Origin of the sequence: Leifsonia sp. EB34, from assembly GCF_041260585.1 — a bacterium.
Lineage (GTDB): Bacteria > Actinomycetota > Actinomycetes > Actinomycetales > Microbacteriaceae > Leifsonia.
The window spans coordinates 299,037-314,706 of record NZ_JBGCCV010000001.1 but is presented as its reverse complement, the minus strand read 5'-3'; the positions used below and the strand labels follow the sequence as shown (position 1 = coordinate 314,706).

Annotated in this window: 19 protein-coding genes; 14 read left to right on the top strand and 5 right to left on the bottom strand. The window is 69.1% G+C overall.

Going from position 1 to position 15,670, the window contains the following annotated elements; translation table 11 throughout:
- Positions 1–27: 27 nt before the first annotated feature.
- Both epsC and cysK read right to left on the bottom strand, forming a co-directional pair.
- Positions 28–597, bottom strand: a complete 570-nt coding sequence (gene epsC / locus ABIA36_RS01570) for a serine O-acetyltransferase EpsC (RefSeq protein WP_369960520.1) — start codon at positions 595–597, stop codon at positions 28–30.
- A gap of 4 nt (positions 598–601) precedes the next feature.
- Complete coding sequence (gene cysK, locus ABIA36_RS01565) at positions 602–1,540, bottom strand: cysteine synthase A (RefSeq protein ID WP_369960519.1); 939 nt, start codon at positions 1,538–1,540, stop codon at positions 602–604.
- Positions 1,541–1,602: 62 nt separating this feature from the next.
- Here cysK and prmC point away from each other — a divergent pair, with 62 nt between their 5' ends.
- Positions 1,603–2,475 (top strand): peptide chain release factor N(5)-glutamine methyltransferase, encoded by an 873-nt coding sequence (gene prmC, locus ABIA36_RS01560; RefSeq protein ID WP_369960518.1) that lies wholly within the window; start codon positions 1,603–1,605, stop codon positions 2,473–2,475.
- Positions 2,476–2,499: 24 nt separating this feature from the next.
- On the opposite strand, the gene ABIA36_RS01555 is transcribed toward prmC, so the two are convergent.
- Entirely contained in the window at positions 2,500–3,156 is a 657-nt protein-coding gene (locus tag ABIA36_RS01555; RefSeq protein ID WP_369960517.1) for an HAD-IA family hydrolase, read from the bottom strand.
- 62 nt (positions 3,157–3,218) lie between these two features.
- On the opposite strand from ABIA36_RS01555, the gene ABIA36_RS01550 reads away from it, so the two are divergent.
- The 13 genes from ABIA36_RS01550 to ABIA36_RS01490 all read left to right on the top strand — a co-directional run bounded on the left by ABIA36_RS01550 (position 3,219) and on the right by ABIA36_RS01490 (position 14,096).
- Positions 3,219–3,983, top strand: coding sequence for an L-threonylcarbamoyladenylate synthase (locus ABIA36_RS01550; protein WP_369960516.1), 765 nt, complete (start codon positions 3,219–3,221; stop codon positions 3,981–3,983).
- Between the two features lie 3 nt (positions 3,984–3,986).
- A complete protein-coding gene (locus ABIA36_RS01545) occupies positions 3,987–5,246 on the top strand; it encodes an MraY family glycosyltransferase (protein ID WP_369960515.1) in 1,260 nt (419 codons plus the stop codon).
- Positions 5,243–5,749, top strand: a complete 507-nt coding sequence (locus ABIA36_RS01540; RefSeq protein WP_369960514.1) for a hypothetical protein — start codon at positions 5,243–5,245, stop codon at positions 5,747–5,749. The genes ABIA36_RS01545 and ABIA36_RS01540 overlap by 4 nt, the downstream gene beginning before the upstream one ends.
- Before the next feature lie 170 nt (positions 5,750–5,919).
- Positions 5,920–6,717 (top strand): F0F1 ATP synthase subunit A, encoded by a 798-nt coding sequence (gene atpB, locus ABIA36_RS01535; RefSeq protein ID WP_369960513.1) that lies wholly within the window; start codon positions 5,920–5,922, stop codon positions 6,715–6,717.
- A gap of 51 nt (positions 6,718–6,768) precedes the next feature.
- Complete coding sequence (atpE, locus tag ABIA36_RS01530; RefSeq protein WP_179607020.1) at positions 6,769–6,990, top strand: F0F1 ATP synthase subunit C; 222 nt, start codon at positions 6,769–6,771, stop codon at positions 6,988–6,990.
- 35 nt (positions 6,991–7,025) lie between these two features.
- A complete protein-coding gene (locus ABIA36_RS01525) occupies positions 7,026–7,595 on the top strand; it encodes a F0F1 ATP synthase subunit B (RefSeq protein ID WP_369960512.1) in 570 nt (189 codons plus the stop codon).
- Positions 7,595–8,386, top strand: coding sequence for a F0F1 ATP synthase subunit delta (locus tag ABIA36_RS01520; RefSeq protein WP_369960511.1), 792 nt, complete (start codon positions 7,595–7,597; stop codon positions 8,384–8,386). The genes ABIA36_RS01525 and ABIA36_RS01520 overlap by 1 nt, the downstream gene beginning before the upstream one ends.
- 33 nt (positions 8,387–8,419) lie before the next feature.
- Complete coding sequence (gene atpA / locus ABIA36_RS01515) at positions 8,420–10,057, top strand: F0F1 ATP synthase subunit alpha (protein ID WP_369960510.1); 1,638 nt, start codon at positions 8,420–8,422, stop codon at positions 10,055–10,057.
- Positions 10,058–10,083: 26 nt separating this feature from the next.
- Positions 10,084–10,983, top strand: coding sequence for a F0F1 ATP synthase subunit gamma (locus tag ABIA36_RS01510; protein WP_369960509.1), 900 nt, complete (start codon positions 10,084–10,086; stop codon positions 10,981–10,983).
- 25 nt (positions 10,984–11,008) lie between these two features.
- Entirely contained in the window at positions 11,009–12,472 is a 1,464-nt protein-coding gene (atpD, locus tag ABIA36_RS01505; protein ID WP_369960508.1) for a F0F1 ATP synthase subunit beta, read from the top strand.
- A 2-nt stretch (positions 12,473–12,474) separates the two neighbouring features.
- Positions 12,475–12,735, top strand: a complete 261-nt coding sequence (locus tag ABIA36_RS01500; protein ID WP_369960507.1) for a F0F1 ATP synthase subunit epsilon — start codon at positions 12,475–12,477, stop codon at positions 12,733–12,735.
- Positions 12,736–12,737: 2 nt separating this feature from the next.
- Positions 12,738–13,295 (top strand): AAA family ATPase, encoded by a 558-nt coding sequence (locus ABIA36_RS01495; RefSeq protein WP_369960506.1) that lies wholly within the window; start codon positions 12,738–12,740, stop codon positions 13,293–13,295.
- A complete protein-coding gene (locus ABIA36_RS01490; protein WP_369960505.1) occupies positions 13,296–14,096 on the top strand; it encodes a YaaA family protein in 801 nt (266 codons plus the stop codon). It begins immediately after the preceding gene.
- A 350-nt stretch (positions 14,097–14,446) separates the two neighbouring features.
- Here the strand turns inward: ABIA36_RS01490 and ABIA36_RS01485 are convergent, their stop codons facing one another.
- Together ABIA36_RS01485 and ABIA36_RS01480 are read right to left on the bottom strand one after the other, a co-directional pair.
- Positions 14,447–15,076, bottom strand: coding sequence for a DNA-3-methyladenine glycosylase I (locus ABIA36_RS01485; RefSeq protein WP_369960504.1), 630 nt, complete (start codon positions 15,074–15,076; stop codon positions 14,447–14,449).
- Positions 15,073–15,570, bottom strand: a complete 498-nt coding sequence (locus ABIA36_RS01480; RefSeq protein WP_369960503.1) for a methylated-DNA--[protein]-cysteine S-methyltransferase — start codon at positions 15,568–15,570, stop codon at positions 15,073–15,075. Before ABIA36_RS01480 ends, ABIA36_RS01485 begins: the two co-directional genes overlap by 4 nt.
- Positions 15,571–15,670 lie beyond the last annotated feature (100 nt).

Genomic DNA, 15,670 nt, shown 5'->3' with positions numbered 1-15,670 from the left:
GACAATCTGCGTACTCGGCGGTTTCTGTCAGATGTAGAGGGCGGGGTCGAGCCAGTCGTCGCCGGCGATCTGCTCATGCCCCGACCGTGGCCGCGCCCGCGCGGGGACGCCGGTCAGCACCGAGTCCGGCGGGGCGTCATGGACGACGACGGCGTTCGCGCCGATCACCGTCCGCGTCCCGATCTCGATCGCGCCCAGCACCTTCGCGCCGGCGCCGACGACCACGTGGTCGTGGATGGTCGGGTGCCGTTTCCCGTGCCCGCTGCCGCGTCCGCCGAGGGTCACCCCGTGGTAGAGCATCACGTCGTCGCCGATCCACGTGGTCTCGCCGATGACGACGCCCATCCCGTGGTCGATGAAGAAGCGGCGGCCGATGCGGGCGCCGGGGTGGATCTCGATGCCGGTCAGGAAGCGGGTGAACTGGGAGAGCATGCGCGCGGGCATCCGGTACCCGGCCCGCCAGAGCCGGTGGGCGACGCGGTACGACCACACGGCGTGGAGGCCGGAGTAGACCAGCGCCACCTCGGCTCCACCGCGCGCGGCGGGGTCGTGGGTGCGCGCGTTGCGGATGTCCTCGCGCGCCCGGAACAGGGCCACGCCGTCAGTCCAGCAGGTCGGCCCAGAGGGCCGTCGAGATGTACCGTTCGCCCGTGTCGCAGACGATCGCGACGATGGTCTTGCCCGCGTTCTCCGGGCGTGCCGCCACCTGCAGCGCGGCCCAGATGATCGCCCCGGACGAGATGCCGGCGAGGATGCCCTCCTCGGAGGCGAGCTGCTTGGCCACGGCGATGGAGTCGTCGAAGGAGACGTCGATGACCTCGTCGTAGACGCTGGTGTCCAGGATCTCCGGGACGAAGTTGGCGCCGAGGCCCTGGATCTTGTGCGGTCCGGGCTTGCCGCCGTTGAGAATGGGGGAGTCCGCCGGCTCGACGGCGATGACCTGCACCTCGGGCTTGCGCTCCTTGAGCACCTGGCCGACGCCGGTGATGGTGCCGCCTGTGCCGACGCCGGAGATGAAGATGTCCACGCCGCCGTCGGTGTCGGCCCAGATCTCCTCCGCCGTGGTGGCGCGGTGGATGGCGGGGTTGGCCTCGTTGGCGAACTGCTGCGCCCAGATGGCGTTGTCGTTCTCGGCGACGATCTTCTTGGCGGCCTCCACCGCTCCGCGCATGCCGTCGGGGCCTGGCGTGAGGACGATCTCGGCGCCGAACGCGCGCAGCAGCACGCGGCGCTCCTTCGACATGGTCTCCGGCATCGTGAGGATCACCTTGTAGCCGCGGGCGGCGCCGACCATCGCCAGGGCGATCCCGGTGTTGCCGCTGGTGCCCTCCACGATGATCCCGCCCGGGCGGAGCGCGCCGGCTTTCTCGGCGGCGTCGATGATCGAGACGCCGATGCGGTCCTTGACCGACGCGGCGGGGTTGAAGAACTCCAGCTTCGCCAGAACGGTCGCGCCGGTGTCGGCGGCGAGCCGGTTCAGCTTGACGAGCGGGGTGCGTCCGATGGTTTCGGTGATGTTCTCGTAGATCTTCGCGGGCATGGTCCTCACTCTATTCCGCCCAGCGCCTCGGTGAAGGCCTGTGACGGTAAGCTCGTCGGGCCATGTCTGACTCCGCGCCCGCCACCGTCCGCTCCCTCCGCGACGAGACGGTCGCCGTCCTCGCGCAGGCGGGGGTCCCCGACCCGGAGGTGGACGCCGACCTGCTCGTCGGGTTCGTGCTCGGCGTCGGGCGCGGCCGCGTGCAGGCGCTGGTGGTCATGGACGCCGCGATCGACGCCGACGACGCGCGCCGGGTCCGCGAGTTGGCAGCACGCCGGGCCACGCGGGAGCCGCTGCAGCACATCACCGGTCTGGCGCCGTTCCGTTCGCTGGAGCTCGCGGTCGGCCCCGGCGTGTTCGTGCCGCGGCCGGAGACCGAGCAGGTGGTCCAGTTCGCGATCGACGCGCTGCGGGCGGTGCCCTCGGCCCAGCCGGTCGGCGTGGACCTCGGGACCGGCAGCGGCGCGATCGCCCTCGCGATGGCGACGGAGGTGCCGCACGCCCGGGTCTACGCGGTGGAGAAGTCCCCGGAGGCGTTCGCCTGGACACGCCGCAACGTCGAGTCGGTCGGGGCGACGAACCTGCAAGCGGTGCTCGGCGACCTCGCCGACGCCCTCCCGGAGTTGGACGGCGCGGTGGACGTCGTCATCTCCAACCCGCCGTACGTGCCGGACGACGCGATCCCGCGCGACCCGGAGGTGCGGCTCTTCGACCCGGCCGCGGCGCTCTACGGCGGCGCGGACGGGCTGGACGTCGTGCGCGTCATCTCCGGCGTCGCCCGCCGGCTGCTCCGCCCGGGCGGCACGCTCGTGCTGGAGCACGGCGAGCTGCAGGGCGCCCAGATCCGCGACCTGCTGACCGCCGACGGCTGGCGCGCGGCGGCGACGCACCCCGACCTCACCACCCGCGACCGCGCGACCACGGCGCTGAAGTAAGCGCCCCCAATCCGGCGCGGCGCCTCAGCGCTCGGCGAAGGCGCGGACCGCGGCGAGCATTCCGTCGGTGTCGAACGTGCCGTCGTCGTTGCGCGTGAAGTGGTACGCCTGCATTCCCGCCTCGCGGGCGCCCTCCACGTTGGCGAGCGAGTCGTCGAACAGGATGGCGTCCTCCGGCTGCGCGCCGAACCGGCCGAGCGCCCGGGTGTAGATGCGCCGCTCGGGCTTGCGCGCGCCGAGCACGGCGGAGACCAGGTCGTTGCCGCCCAGGATCTCCGTCACGTCCGGCATCAGCACGGGCAGGGAGTCCTTGAACGGGATCGGGTTGTTCGACAGCAGCGACACCGTGCCGAGCGTCGCCGCGAGCCGCAGCGCCTCGATCGACCCGTCGATCCTGGTCATGGCCGCCTTCCTGGCGTCCTGCCACTGCTCCAGCGTGAGACGGCCTCCTGTCACCTCCGCGAACGCCGCGAGGTACTCCTCGCTGGTGGCGTACTCGCCGATCTCGGCCGCGCGCTCGAAGCCGCCTGCCCACCAGCGCGACGCGAGCCGGTACTGGCTCACACCGCTCAGCTCGGCCAGGCGGGGGAGCCGTTTGTGGAAGTCGTAGTCGTACAGGGTTTTGTCGCAGTCGAAGAAGTACACGTCCATCGCCACCAGTATCGTCCCGCGGCCGCTCATCGTCCTACGGTCCGCGCGGTCGCAGGGAACCTTGCGGTGGCTCAACTATCATGGGTGCCGTCATGGCTCCCATCTACGACTGCTCCGTCGACTCCGAACTGCTCACCGGCATGCGCCTCGCCCGCGGGGCACTCGGCCGCGGCGAGCTCGTCGTGATCCCCACCGACACCGTCTACGGCGTCGCCGCCGACGCCTTCAACCCGGCCGCGGTGCAGCGGCTCCTCGACGCCAAGGGACGCGGCCGGCAGTCGCCGCCCCCGGTGCTCGTGCCCGGCATCCCCACGCTCGCCGCGCTGGCCGAGCACGTCCCGGCCGAGGTCGACGCGCTCGTGCAGGCGTTCTGGCCGGGCGGCCTCACCGTCGTGCTGCCCGCCGCGCCCTCCCTGGTCTGGGACCTAGGCGAGACCAAGGGCACCGTCGCGCTGCGCATGCCGCAGGACCGGATCGCCCTGGAGATCCTCTCCGAGACCGGCCCGCTCGCCGTCTCGTCCGCCAACCTCACCGGCCGCCCGGCCGCCCGCACCGCCGCGGAGGCGGAGGCCATGCTCGGCGACTCCGTGTCCGTCTACCTCGACGGGGGAGAGGCCGGCACCGCCTACGAGCGCGTCGAGGGCAAGGACTCCTCGTCCACCATCGTCGACGCGACCGCGCTGGCCGCGGGCGCGGGCAAGCTCCGCATCCTCCGCCACGGCGTCATCTCGGCCGAGCAGCTCCGCGCCGTCGTGGGTGACGCTCTCGCCGACGACGATGCCGCAGACGCTACGGCCGACGAGGCCCCCGCGGCCGTCGACGCCGAGGCGGTCGCCGACACCGCCGCGGACACCTGAGCCGTGACCCTCTTCCTCGCTCTGGCGCTCATCTCGGCCGTGATCACGTTCGGGATGTCCGTGGTGGTCTACAAGGTCTCCATGCGCTTCAAGCTCTACCCGAAGATCCGCGAGCGCGACGTCCACACCCGGCCGACGCCCCGGCTCGGCGGCGTCGCCATGTTCCTCGGGATCCTGGTGGCGTTCGGCGTCTCCTGGCTGCTCTCCAGCCAGTTCGGCGTGCTCTCGCTGATCTTCTCGGACGCCGGCCCCATCCTCGCGATTTTGGGCGCCGCCCTCCTCATCGTCGTGCTGGGTGTCGCCGACGACCTGTGGGACCTCGACTGGATGACCAAGCTCGCTGGGCAGTTCGTCGCGGCGGGGATCGTCGCCTGGCTGGGCGTCCAGATCTACTCGCTGCCGATCGGCGGCCTCACGATCGGCTCCCCGGTGATGAGCATCGTGATCACGCTCTTCGCGATCGTGCTCGTGATGAACGCCATCAACTTCATCGACGGACTGGACGGCCTGGTCGCCGGCGTCGCGCTCATCGCCAACGGCACGTTCCTCGTGTACACATACCTGCTGCAGCGCGACATCAGCCCGCAGAACTACTTCAGCCTCGCCGGTGTCATCGCGGCCATCCTGGTCGGCGCCTGCGCGGGCTTCCTGCCGCTCAACTGGCATCCGGCCAAGATGTTCATGGGCGATGCCGGGGCGCTGCTGATCGGCCTGCTGATGGCCACCTCGGCCATCTCGGTGACGGGCACGATCAATCCGGAGGCCCTGCAGACGCTCGGCAAGTCGTCGCTGGTGCCCGCCTTCATCCCGGTCACCATCCCGTTCGCGGTGCTCGTCATCCCGCTGCTCGACTTCGGGCTGGCGGTGATCCGCCGCCTGCGCGCGGGCAAGTCGCCGTTCAGCGCCGACCGCAAGCACCTGCACCACCGGCTGCTCGACATGGGCCACACGCACCTGCACGCCGTGCTGATCTTCTACGCGTGGACGGCGGTGCTCTCGATCGGCTGCCTGCTGTTCTTCTTCGACCCGTACTGGATGGCCATCGTCTTCGTCGCGATCGGCCTGGTGATCTGCACCGCGATCACCCTGGCCCCGCTCAGCCGACGCAAGCTGAACGAGGCCGTCGCCGAGCTCGCCCCCGCCGGCAGCAAGGAAGCCGAGGAGACCGCGAAGTACGACGCCCTCGACATCGCGAGCGAGCGCGTCTCCGTCACCATCCCGCCGGACGAGACCGGCGACCCCACCAGCAAGGAGAACCGATGACCGACCACCAGGACGGAGCCCCCGCCCCGCGGCCGGACGACACCCCGAAGGCCGCCCCGCAGCAGCCCACCTCCACGCCCGTGCTGAAGGACGTGCTGAAGTACGGTTTCATCCTCGCCGCGGTCATCGCCGTCGTCGGCATGGTGCTCGGCGGGATCTTCGCCGGCTGGGTCGGCGTCACCAGCGCGCTGATCGGCACGATCATGGCCGCCGTCTTCCTCAGCATCACCGCGCTCAGCATCCTGATCGCCAACCGTTTCATCGGCTCCGACCTCTTCGTCGGGCTGTTCTTCGGCATCGTCCTCGGCGGCTGGATCGTGAAGTTCGTGCTGTTCATCGTGCTCGCGCTGCTGCTGCGGGACCAGCCGTGGATCAACGCCACCGTGCTGTTCCTGAGCCTGATCGCGGGCGTGATCGGGTCCCTCGTGGTCGACATGATCGTCGTGTTCCGGTCGCGCATCCCCTACGCCAGCGACGTCACGCTGCCGGGGGACAAACGCTGAGCCTTATCCGATTCGTTACCGGTTGAAAACTCTTGTAGAGTTGTCAGTGATTCCCCACCCGTACGCGCCCGGAGCACCACCGGCGCGCGAGCCCGGGTGTCCACCGTTCGTCGTCGCGAGAGCATCAGCTCGACGCCCCGAAACAGGAGATAGCGCTGTTAGCTAACGCTGTGAACCTGCTGGTCCAGGCCGCAAGCTCCGATGGAGGAAGCTTCCAAGGCCCATCGATCAACGAGTTCTTCCCACCCACCCTGTTCACTATCGGCGGGCTCGAGTTCAACCGCATCACGCTCGTCCGCATCATCTCGACCGTCGCGCTGATCCTCATCTTCTGGCTCGGCACGCGCAAGATGAAGCTCATCCCGGGCCGTTTCCAGTCGGTCGTCGAGATGGGCCTGGACTTCGTCCGCGTCAACATCGCGGAGGACCTGCTCGGCCGCAAGGACGGCCGGCGCTTCCTGCCGCTGCTCACCACGATCTTCTTCATGGTGCTGTTCTTCAACATCACCGGCATCATCCCGTTCCTGAACATCGCAGGCACGGCGATCATCGGCACGCCAATCGTCCTAGCGATCGCGGCGTACGTCGCGTTCATCTACGCGGGCATCAAGAAGAGCCCGGGCAACTTCTTCCGGAACGCGCTGTTCCCGCCCGGTGTCCCGTGGTTCCTGTACATCCTGGTGACCCCGATCGAGTTCATTTCGACGTTCATCCTCCGGCCGATCACGCTGACGCTGCGACTTCTCATGAACATGGTCGTCGGGCACCTGCTGCTCGTGCTGTTCTTCACCGGCACCGCGTTCTTCGTCTTCACCCTGAGCGGGCTGTGGTCGCTGTTCGGTGTGGTGACCTTCGCTTTCGGGTTCGCATTCTCCCTGTTCGAAATCCTGGTGGCTGTCCTCCAGGCCTACGTCTTCGCACTGCTCACGGGTGTCTACATCCAGCTCGCAGTCGCCGAGGAACACTAATTACGGTTCGCGCGACCGCGCGCACCGCCATCACGGAAGGAAACACATAACGTGGACATCGCTGCAATCAACGGCAACATCGCCACCGTCGGTTACGGCCTCGCCGCCATCGGCCCGGCCATCGGCGTGGGCATCGTCGTCGGCAAGACCATCGAGGGCGTCGCTCGCCAGCCTGAGCTGGCCGGCCGCCTCCAGGTTCTGATGTACATCGGTATCGCGTTCACCGAGGCGCTTGCGTTCATCGGTATCGCCGTCGGCTTCATCTTCCAGTAGTCCGTCCTCTTTATCCACTCCCGTAAGGAGGAACGATGCTCAACAGTGTCGTGATCGCCGCGACGGAGGAGACGCACAACCCGCTGATCCCCGCGTGGCCGGACATCATCGGCTCGGTGATCTGCTTCGTCATCATCCTGTTCTTCTTCTGGAAGCTTGTGCTCCCGCGCATGCGGAAGCTCCTGGATGAGCGTGCAGAAGCGATCGAGGGCAACATCGCCAAGGCCGACGAGGCCCAGCACAAGGCCGAGGCGCTGCTCGAGGAGTACACCGCCCAGCTCGCTGACGCGCGTGCCGAGGCGGCCAAGATCCGCGAGACGGCCCGCACCGACGGTCAGAAGATCGTCGCGGAGGCCAAGGACAACGCCCTGGCCGAGGCCGCGCGGGTGACCGCCGCCGCCCAGGCCCAGATCGAGGCGGAGCGCCAGGGCGCGCTCGTCTCGCTCCGCGGCGAGGTCGGCTCGCTCGCGATCGACCTCGCCTCCGGCGTGGTCGGCGAGGTGCTCACCGACGACAAGAAGGCCCAGGCGATCGTCGACCGGTTCCTCGCGGACCTCGAGTCCAGCGAAGCCCGGAAGGCCCAGGAAGCAGGGTCGAGCAACTGATGGGAAGCGCCTCCAGAGAAGCACTGGCCCGATCCGTCTCGGCGCTCGCCGGGCTCGGGTCCAAGGCCGATCTGGCGACGGCTGAAGACCTGTTCGCCGCAGGACGAGTCGTCGCCGACTCCGCCCAGCTCCGCGCGGTGCTCAGCGACCCCTCGGCGCCCGCCGACGGCAAGGCCGTGCTGGTCCAGCGCGTCTTCGCGTCGCTCTCGGCGCCCGCGGTCGAGCTGCTGACCGTCGTCGCCGGCGAGCGCTGGTCCGACCAGGACGACCTGCTCGCTGCGATCGAGGAGCTCGGCATCCGCTCGATCGCCGCCTCGGCGCCGCGCAACGTGGACATCCCGGGCGAGCTGTTCGCATTCGGAGGCGCCGTGACCTCCGACGCGCAGCTCGAGCTCGCACTCCGCAGCAAGCTCGCCGCCCCCGAGGCGAAGGCCGCCCTGGCCGAGCGCCTGCTCGAGGGCAAGGCCTCCGCGCAGACCGTCGCGATCGCGCGCCAGCTCGTGCTGCAGCCGCGTGGCCGCAGCATCCGCGAGTCGCTGCGCGCAGCCGCGCGCATCGTCGCGGACCAGTACGGCCAGACGATCGCCACGGTCGTCACGGCCAGGCCGCTCCCGGCCGAGCAGGCCGAGCGCCTGCGCGCGAGCCTCGCCGCGAAGTACGGCGACCTCAAGCTCAACGAGGTCGTCGACTCGTCGATCCTCGGCGGCCTGCGCGTGCAGATCGGCGACGACGTCATCGACGGAAGCGTCGCGTCGCGCCTCACCGAACTCCGACTTCAGCTCGCGGGCTGATCCCCGACAGAGAAACCCAGATAGGGAACAACGATGGCAGACATTCAGATCAGCCCCGATGAGATCCGGGACGCGCTCAAGGACTTCGTCTCGAAGTACGAGCCCGCCAACGCCGAGACCGTCGAGGTCGGACACGTCCTCGACGCCTCCGACGGCATCGCGCACGTCGAGGGCCTCCCCGGCGTGATGGCGAACGAGCTCATCCGCTTCGCGGACGGCACCCTGGGCCTGGCCCAGAACCTCGACGAGAACGAGGTCGGCGTCGTCATCCTCGGCGAGTTCGACCAGATCGTGGAGGGCATGGAGGTGACCCGCACCGGCGAGGTCCTCTCCGTCCCGGTCGGCGACGGCTACCTCGGCCGCGTGGTCGACCCGCTCGGCAACCCGATCGACGGCCTCGGCGAGATCGCGACCGAGGGCCGCCGCGCCCTCGAGCTCCAGGCTCCCGGCGTGATGCAGCGCAAGTCGGTGCACGAGCCGCTCCAGACCGGCATCAAGGCGATCGACGCCATGATCCCCGTCGGCCGCGGCCAGCGCCAGCTCATCATCGGCGACCGCCAGACCGGCAAGACGGCCATCGCGATCGACACGATCATCAACCAGAAGGCCAACTGGGAGTCCGGCGACGTCAACAAGCAGGTCCGCTGCATCTACGTCGCGATCGGCCAGAAGGGCTCGACCATCGCCTCGGTGAAGGGCGCGCTCGAGGACGCCGGTGCGATGGAGTACACCACCATCGTCGCGGCCCCGGCCTCCGACCCCGCCGGCTTCAAGTACCTCGCCCCCTACACCGGCTCGGCCATCGGCCAGCACTGGATGTACGGCGGCAAGCACGTCCTGATCATCTTCGACGACCTGTCGAAGCAGGCCGAGGCCTACCGCGCCGTGTCGCTGCTCCTCCGCCGTCCGCCGGGACGCGAGGCCTACCCAGGCGACGTCTTCTACCTGCACTCCCGCCTGCTGGAGCGTTGCGCCAAGCTCTCCGACGAGCTGGGCGCCGGCTCGATGACCGGTCTTCCGATCATCGAGACCAAGGCGAACGACGTCTCGGCGTACATCCCGACCAACGTGATCTCGATCACCGACGGCCAGATCTTCCTGCAGTCCGACCTGTTCAACGCCAACCAGCGTCCCGCGGTCGACGTCGGCATCTCGGTCTCGCGAGTCGGCGGCGACGCTCAGGTCAAGTCGATCAAGAAGGTCTCCGGCACGCTCAAGCTGGAACTCGCGCAGTACCGCTCGCTCGAGGCGTTCGCGATGTTCGCGTCCGACCTCGACCAGGCCAGCCGCCGTCAGCTCGCCCGTGGCGCGCGCCTCACCGAGCTGCTCAAGCAGCCGCAGTACTCGCCGTTCCCGGTGGAGGAGCAGGTCGTCTCGATCTGGGCCGGCACAAACGGCAAGCTCGACGAGGTCGCGGTGGAGGACATCCTCCGCTTCGAGGCCGAGCTGCTCGACCACCTGCGCCGCAACACCGACATCCTCACCACCCTGCGCGACACGAACGTCCTCGACGACGACACCGTGGCGAAGCTCGGCGAGGAGGTCGACAAGTTCAAGCTCGAGTTCCAGACCGGTGAGGGCAAGCCGCTCGCCTCGGTCGGGCGCGAGGAGTTCGAGGCGAGCTCCACGGAGGACGTCAACCAGGAGCGCATCGTCAAGGCGAAGCGCTGAGCACGGATAGGTACTGAGGAAGACACATGGGAGCACAGCTTCGGGTCTACCGGCAGAAGATCAGGTCTGCCCAGACGACCAAGAAGATCACCCGTGCCATGGAGCTGATCTCCGCCTCGCGCATCCAGAAGGCACAGGCTCGGGTGGCCGCCTCCACGCCGTACGCCCGCGCGATCACGCGCGCGGTGTCGGCGGTGGCCACCTACTCGAACATCGAGCACGTCCTCACCACGGAGCCGGAGAAGATCGAGCGCGCAGCGATCGTCATCTTCTCCTCCGACCGTGGCCTCGCCGGCGCGTTCAACTCGAACGTGCTCAAGGAGTCGGAGAAGCTCGCCGAGCTGCTGCGCAGCCAGGGCAAGGAGGTCGTCTACTTCCTCATCGGACGCAAGGCGCAGGGCTACTTCAGCTTCCGGCGCCGCGGGTTCGAGCGGGTGTGGACGGGCAACACGGACAGCCCCGAGTTCGAGCAGGCCAAGGAGGTCGCCGACGCGGTCCTCGAGTCCTTCCTGCGTGACGCGTCCGACGGCGGCGTGGACGAGATCCACATCGTCTACAACCGCTTCGTCAGCATGCTGGTCCAGGAGCCCCAGATCGTCCGCCTGCTTCCGCTGGAGGTCGTGGAGGGCCTGGAGGAGCCGGACCGTACGCAGGTCCTGCCGCTCTACGAGTTCGAGCCCGACGTCAACACGGTGCTCGACTCGCTCCTGCCGGTCTACATCGAGAGCCGCATCTTCAACGCGATGCTGCAGTCCGCCGCTTCCAAGCACGCGGCGACGCAGAAGGCGATGAAGTCCGCCAGCGACAACGCCGACAAACTCATCACCGACTACACGCGACTGGCCAACAACGCCCGACAGGCGGAGATCACCCAGCAGATCTCCGAGATCGTGGGCGGCGCGGACGCGCTGAGCTCGGCAAAATAATCGTCCAACGAAGAGAGAACGAATCATGACTACCGCTACCGCCGAAGCCCAGGCTTCGACCGCGCAGCCGGCCGGCGTTGGGCGCATCGCCCGCGTCACCGGTCCGGTCGTCGACATCGAGTTCCCGCACGACTCGATCCCGGGCATCTACAACGCGCTGAAGACCACCATCACCATCGGCGAGGAGTCGACCGAGATCACGCTCGAGGTCGCGCAGCACCTCGGCGACGACCTCGTGCGCGCCATCGCCCTGAAGCCCACCGACGGCCTGGTCCGCGGCGGCGAGGTGCGCGACACCGGCGCTCCGATCTCCGTCCCGGTCGGCGACGTGACCAAGGGCAAGGTCTTCAACGTGACCGGCGACGTGCTCAACGCCGAGCCGGGCGAGAAGATCGAGATCACCGAGCGCTGGCCGATCCACCGCCAGCCGCCGTCGTTCGACCAGCTCGAGTCCAAGACCCAGCTCTTCGAGACCGGCATTAAGGTCATCGACCTCCTCACCCCGTACGTCCAGGGCGGCAAGATCGGCCTGTTCGGCGGCGCGGGCGTCGGCAAGACCGTCCTCATCCAGGAGATGATCCAGCGCGTGGCGCAGGACCACGGCGGTGTCTCAGTGTTCGCCGGTGTCGGCGAGCGCACCCGTGAGGGCAACGACCTCATTCACGAGATGGAGGAGGCGGGCGTCTTCGACAAGACCGCGCTCGTCTTCGGCCAGATGGACGAGCCGCCGGGAACGCGTCTGCGCGTCGCCCTGTCCGCGCTGACGATGGCGGAGTACTTCCGCGACGTGCAGAAGCAGGACGTGCTGCTCTTCATCGACAACATCTTCCGCTTCACGCAGGCCGGCTCCGAGGTCTCCACGCTGCTGGGCCGCATGCCGTCCGCGGTGGGCTACCAGCCGAACCTCGCCGACGAGATGGGCGTTCTGCAGGAGCGCATCACCTCGACCCGCGGTCACTCGATCACCTCGCTGCAGGCGATCTACGTGCCGGCCGACGACTACACCGACCCGGCGCCGGCGACCACGTTCGCGCACCTCGACGCCACGACCGAGCTCTCCCGTGAGATCGCGTCGAAGGGTCTGTACCCGGCCGTCGACCCGCTGACCTCGACCTCGCGCATCCTCGACCCCCGCTACCTGGGCGCCGACCACTACCGCGTGGCCACGACGGTCAAGCAGATCCTCCAGAAGAACAAGGAGCTGCAGGAGATCATCGCGATCCTCGGTGTCGACGAGCTGTCCGAAGAGGACAAGATCACCGTGTCGCGGGCGCGCCGCATCCAGCAGTTCCTCTCGCAGAACACCTACATGGCGAAGAAGTTCACCGGTGTCGAGGGCTCGACCGTCCCGCTGAAGGACACCATCGAGTCGTTCGACGCCATCGCCAAGGGCGAGTTCGACCACGTGGCGGAGCAGGCGTTCTTCAACGTCGGCCCGATCTCGGACGTCGAGGAGAAGTGGGCGCAGATCCAGAAGGAGAACGGCTGAGCATGGCTGTCCTCAACGTCAGTGTCGTCGCCGCCGACCACGAAGTGTGGTCGGGCGAGGCGAACATGGTCGTGGCGCGGACCGTGGAGGGGCAGATCGGTATCCTGCCCGGCCACGAGCCGCTGCTCGCCATCCTCGCCCAGGGCGAGGTGCGCGTGACCCTGAACGGCGGGGAGTCCATCACGGCGCAGGCCGACGACGGCTTCCTCTCCGTGGAGAACAACACCGTCACCATCGTGGCCCGTCAGGCCGAGCTGGTCTGAGCGTGAACGACCCGAAAGCCCCGCTGGAACGGCAGTTCGGCGACGTCCGCGTCCCCGTGCTGATCGTGACGGCGGGGCTTCCCGGTTCCGGCAAGTCCACCATCGCGGAGATCATCGCCGGCCGCCTGGGCGCGACGGCGATCTCGGTGGACCCGATCGAGGCAGCGATCCTGAAGGCCGGTATCGACTCGGATCAGCCGACCGGTCTTGCCGCCTACCTCGTGGCCGAGCGGATGGCCGAGCAGGTGCTCATCAGCGGGCACTCGGTCGTCGTCGACGCCGTCAATGCGGTCGAGCCGGCGCGCCTGCAGTGGCGCGACCTGGCCGAGCGCTGCGGGGTCGCGCTGCGCGTGATCGAGACGGTCTGCCCGGACGAGGAGCTGCACGAGCAGCGGCTCGCGAAGCGCACGGGGCTGATCGCCGCCTACGCGGTGGAGCAGAGCGTCGATGAGTACGCCGAGTGGAAGGGCGCCGCGGCGTCGCTCCCGCGGGTGACCCTGGACACGTCCCGCCCGCTCGGCGCGAACGTGGACGCGGCGCTGGCCTTCCTGGAGCGCTGAGTGCTCGTCCTGCTGCCCCCGTCGGAGACCAAACGCGACGGGGGAGAGGGCGAGCCGCTCGCACTGACGTCGCTCGGCTTCCCGGCTCTGAACGCGACCCGCCGAGGGGTCGTCGCCGACACCGTCGCGCTGTCCCGTACCCCGGAGGCCGCGGCCAAGGCGCTCAAGCTCGGTCCGAAGCAGGCGAACGAGATCGCGCGCAATCGCGGACTTCGCCGTGCTGCGACGATGCCCGCGCTGCTGCGCTACACCGGCGTGCTCTACGACGCGCTCGACGCGGAGTCGCTGACCGAGGACCAGTGGCGGTTCGCCGCGCGCTCCGTCGCCGTGCAGTCGGCGCTGCTGGGGCTCGTGCGGGCGCACGACGCGATCCCGGCCTATCGGCTGTCGTTCGACTCGCGCCTCTCGCCGGCGCTCAAGAAGCGCTGGGCGGCGGTGTGCGCCGCAGAACTCGCGGCCGTGGACGGCGTGATCCTCGACCTCCGGTCGGAGGGCTATGCCGCGCTCGGACCGCTGCCCGAGCGCGAGGGAGTGCACTACCTGCGTGTGCTGGCGCGGGACGAGAGCGGTACCGTGCGCGCGCTCAACCACTTCAACAAGCAGGCCAAGGGGCTGTTCGCGCGCGCGCTCATCGAGCGCGGCGAGGACTTCGCCTCCACGGCTGACCTGCTCGGCTGGGCCGCTGCCGAGGGCTACGAGCTGACCCATTCGGCGGACCGGGAGGGCGAGCTCGACCTCGTCGTCCCGGAGGTCGTCGGCGTGCCGGGAAAGCTCAGCGCCGTGCTGCGTTCAGCAAGCTGAAGATCTGCTTCGGAGCGCGCGGGACTGTGGTGCTGGACGTGGAAGTGAGATAAGCTCAATTCACGAGAGAAGGGACATCCCGCCAGTCCCGGCGCCGTGAACGCCGGTAGACCCACCCACATACCAGTCGGGCCGACGCGCAGATCGCGGACACATCACACCGATGTGCCGAGTCCGGAGCCGGTGTGGCGGCAGCACAGTAAGTTCCGCCTGCGGTCGGGCACGAGCGGACGCGCCGTCACCAGCGAGAACGGTTCCGAGATCGACTTCGCCGGCCCGACTCTCTCGTTCCCGCCGAGCTCTCGTTCCCGCCCGGCTCTCGTTCCCGAAGGCGCGCCCCCGTCGGCGCCTCAGTCCTCCGCGCGGAAGCAGCCCGCGAAGTGATCGTCGACCATGCCCGTCGCCTGCATGAGCGCGTACATCGTGGTCGGACCGACGAAGCGGAACCCCCGGCGGCGCAGCTCCGCGCTCATCGCGGTCGACTCCGCGGTGACGGCCGGCACGTCGCCCCACGCCTGCGGCCGCGGCCGGGAGCCGGTCGGCGCGAAGCCCCACATCAGCTCTTGAAGCGGCACGTCGAGCGCGAGGGTCGCGCGCGCGTTCGAGATGGTCGCTTCGATCTTGCCGCGGTGGCGGATGATGCGCTCGTCGCCCAGCAGCCGCTGCACATCGGTCTCGGTCATCGCCGCGACGCGCTCGGGGACGAACCCGAGGAAGGCCTCGCGGAACGCCGGCCGGCGGCGCAGGATCGTGATCCAGGAGAGCCCGGCTTGGAAGCCCTCCAGGCAGAGCTTCTCGTAGAGCGCGCGCGGATCGCGCTGGGGCGTGCCCCACTCCTCGTCGTGGTACCGCCGGTACTCGGGATCGTTCGCCGACCACGAGCACCGCGCCCGCCCGTCGTCGCCGGTCACGAGCGCGGCGCGCGCGACCGTCTCGGCCGGGAGGGTGGTCGTCGTCTCGGTGGAGTCCGTGTTGCTCATGCGGCCAGGGTGATCCCCTCGTGCTCGAGCAGCCAGAGCTTGGTGGGGATGCCCTCGCCGCCGCTGTAGCCGGTGATCTTGCCGCTGGAGGACAGCACGCGGTGGCAGCCGATGATGATGGGCACCGGGTTGGCCCCGACGGCTCCGCCGATGGCGCGTCCGTAGCCCGGATACCCGAGCGAGAGCCCGAGCTCGCCGTAGGTGGTGAGCGTGCCGTACCCCAGCGCGGTGAGGCGCTCCCAGACGGCCGTGCGGAACGGGGTGCCGATCAGGTGGACGGGCACGTCGAACTCCCGGCGGGTGCCGGCGAAGTACTCGTCGAGCTGTGCGGCCGCCGTCTCGAGCACGGCGTCGCGGTTCTCGGGGAGGTCGTCGTGGGGAAGCGCGTCGTCGCGTGCGATCGAGAGCGACGTGACGGCGTCGCCGTCGCCGGTCAGCTCGATGCGGCCTATGGGGCTTGGCATCCGCAGGAGGAAGGTCGTGGAACTGCTCATGGGTCGACTCTACGGGGGCCGGCCGACCCTCTCTCGCGGAAATCGGACATCGGGGACAAGTCGCATTCCGGCCGGTTCTGTGGAGGACTAATTGGTCCGG

What these genes read in the sequence shown, in the direction of transcription:
- cysK (WP_369960519.1), bottom strand. Translation starts at nt 1,540, where the DNA reads ATGCCCGCGAAGATCTACGAGAACATCACCGAAACCATCGGACGCACC.
- prmC (WP_369960518.1), top strand. Translation starts at nt 1,603, where the DNA reads ATGTCTGACTCCGCGCCCGCCACCGTCCGCTCCCTCCGCGACGAGACG.
- ABIA36_RS01555 (WP_369960517.1), bottom strand. Translation starts at nt 3,156, where the DNA reads ATGAGCGGCCGCGGGACGATACTGGTGGCGATGGACGTGTACTTCTTC.
- ABIA36_RS01550 (WP_369960516.1), top strand. Translation starts at nt 3,219, where the DNA reads ATGGCTCCCATCTACGACTGCTCCGTCGACTCCGAACTGCTCACCGGC.
- ABIA36_RS01540 (WP_369960514.1), top strand. Translation starts at nt 5,243, where the DNA reads ATGACCGACCACCAGGACGGAGCCCCCGCCCCGCGGCCGGACGACACC.
- ABIA36_RS01525 (WP_369960512.1), top strand. Translation starts at nt 7,026, where the DNA reads ATGCTCAACAGTGTCGTGATCGCCGCGACGGAGGAGACGCACAACCCG.
- ABIA36_RS01520 (WP_369960511.1), top strand. Translation starts at nt 7,595, where the DNA reads ATGGGAAGCGCCTCCAGAGAAGCACTGGCCCGATCCGTCTCGGCGCTC.
- atpA (WP_369960510.1), top strand. Translation starts at nt 8,420, where the DNA reads ATGGCAGACATTCAGATCAGCCCCGATGAGATCCGGGACGCGCTCAAG.
- ABIA36_RS01510 (WP_369960509.1), top strand. Translation starts at nt 10,084, where the DNA reads ATGGGAGCACAGCTTCGGGTCTACCGGCAGAAGATCAGGTCTGCCCAG.
- atpD (WP_369960508.1), top strand. Translation starts at nt 11,009, where the DNA reads ATGACTACCGCTACCGCCGAAGCCCAGGCTTCGACCGCGCAGCCGGCC.
- ABIA36_RS01500 (WP_369960507.1), top strand. Translation starts at nt 12,475, where the DNA reads ATGGCTGTCCTCAACGTCAGTGTCGTCGCCGCCGACCACGAAGTGTGG.
- ABIA36_RS01485 (WP_369960504.1), bottom strand. Translation starts at nt 15,076, where the DNA reads ATGAGCAACACGGACTCCACCGAGACGACGACCACCCTCCCGGCCGAG.
- ABIA36_RS01480 (WP_369960503.1), bottom strand. Translation starts at nt 15,570, where the DNA reads ATGAGCAGTTCCACGACCTTCCTCCTGCGGATGCCAAGCCCCATAGGC.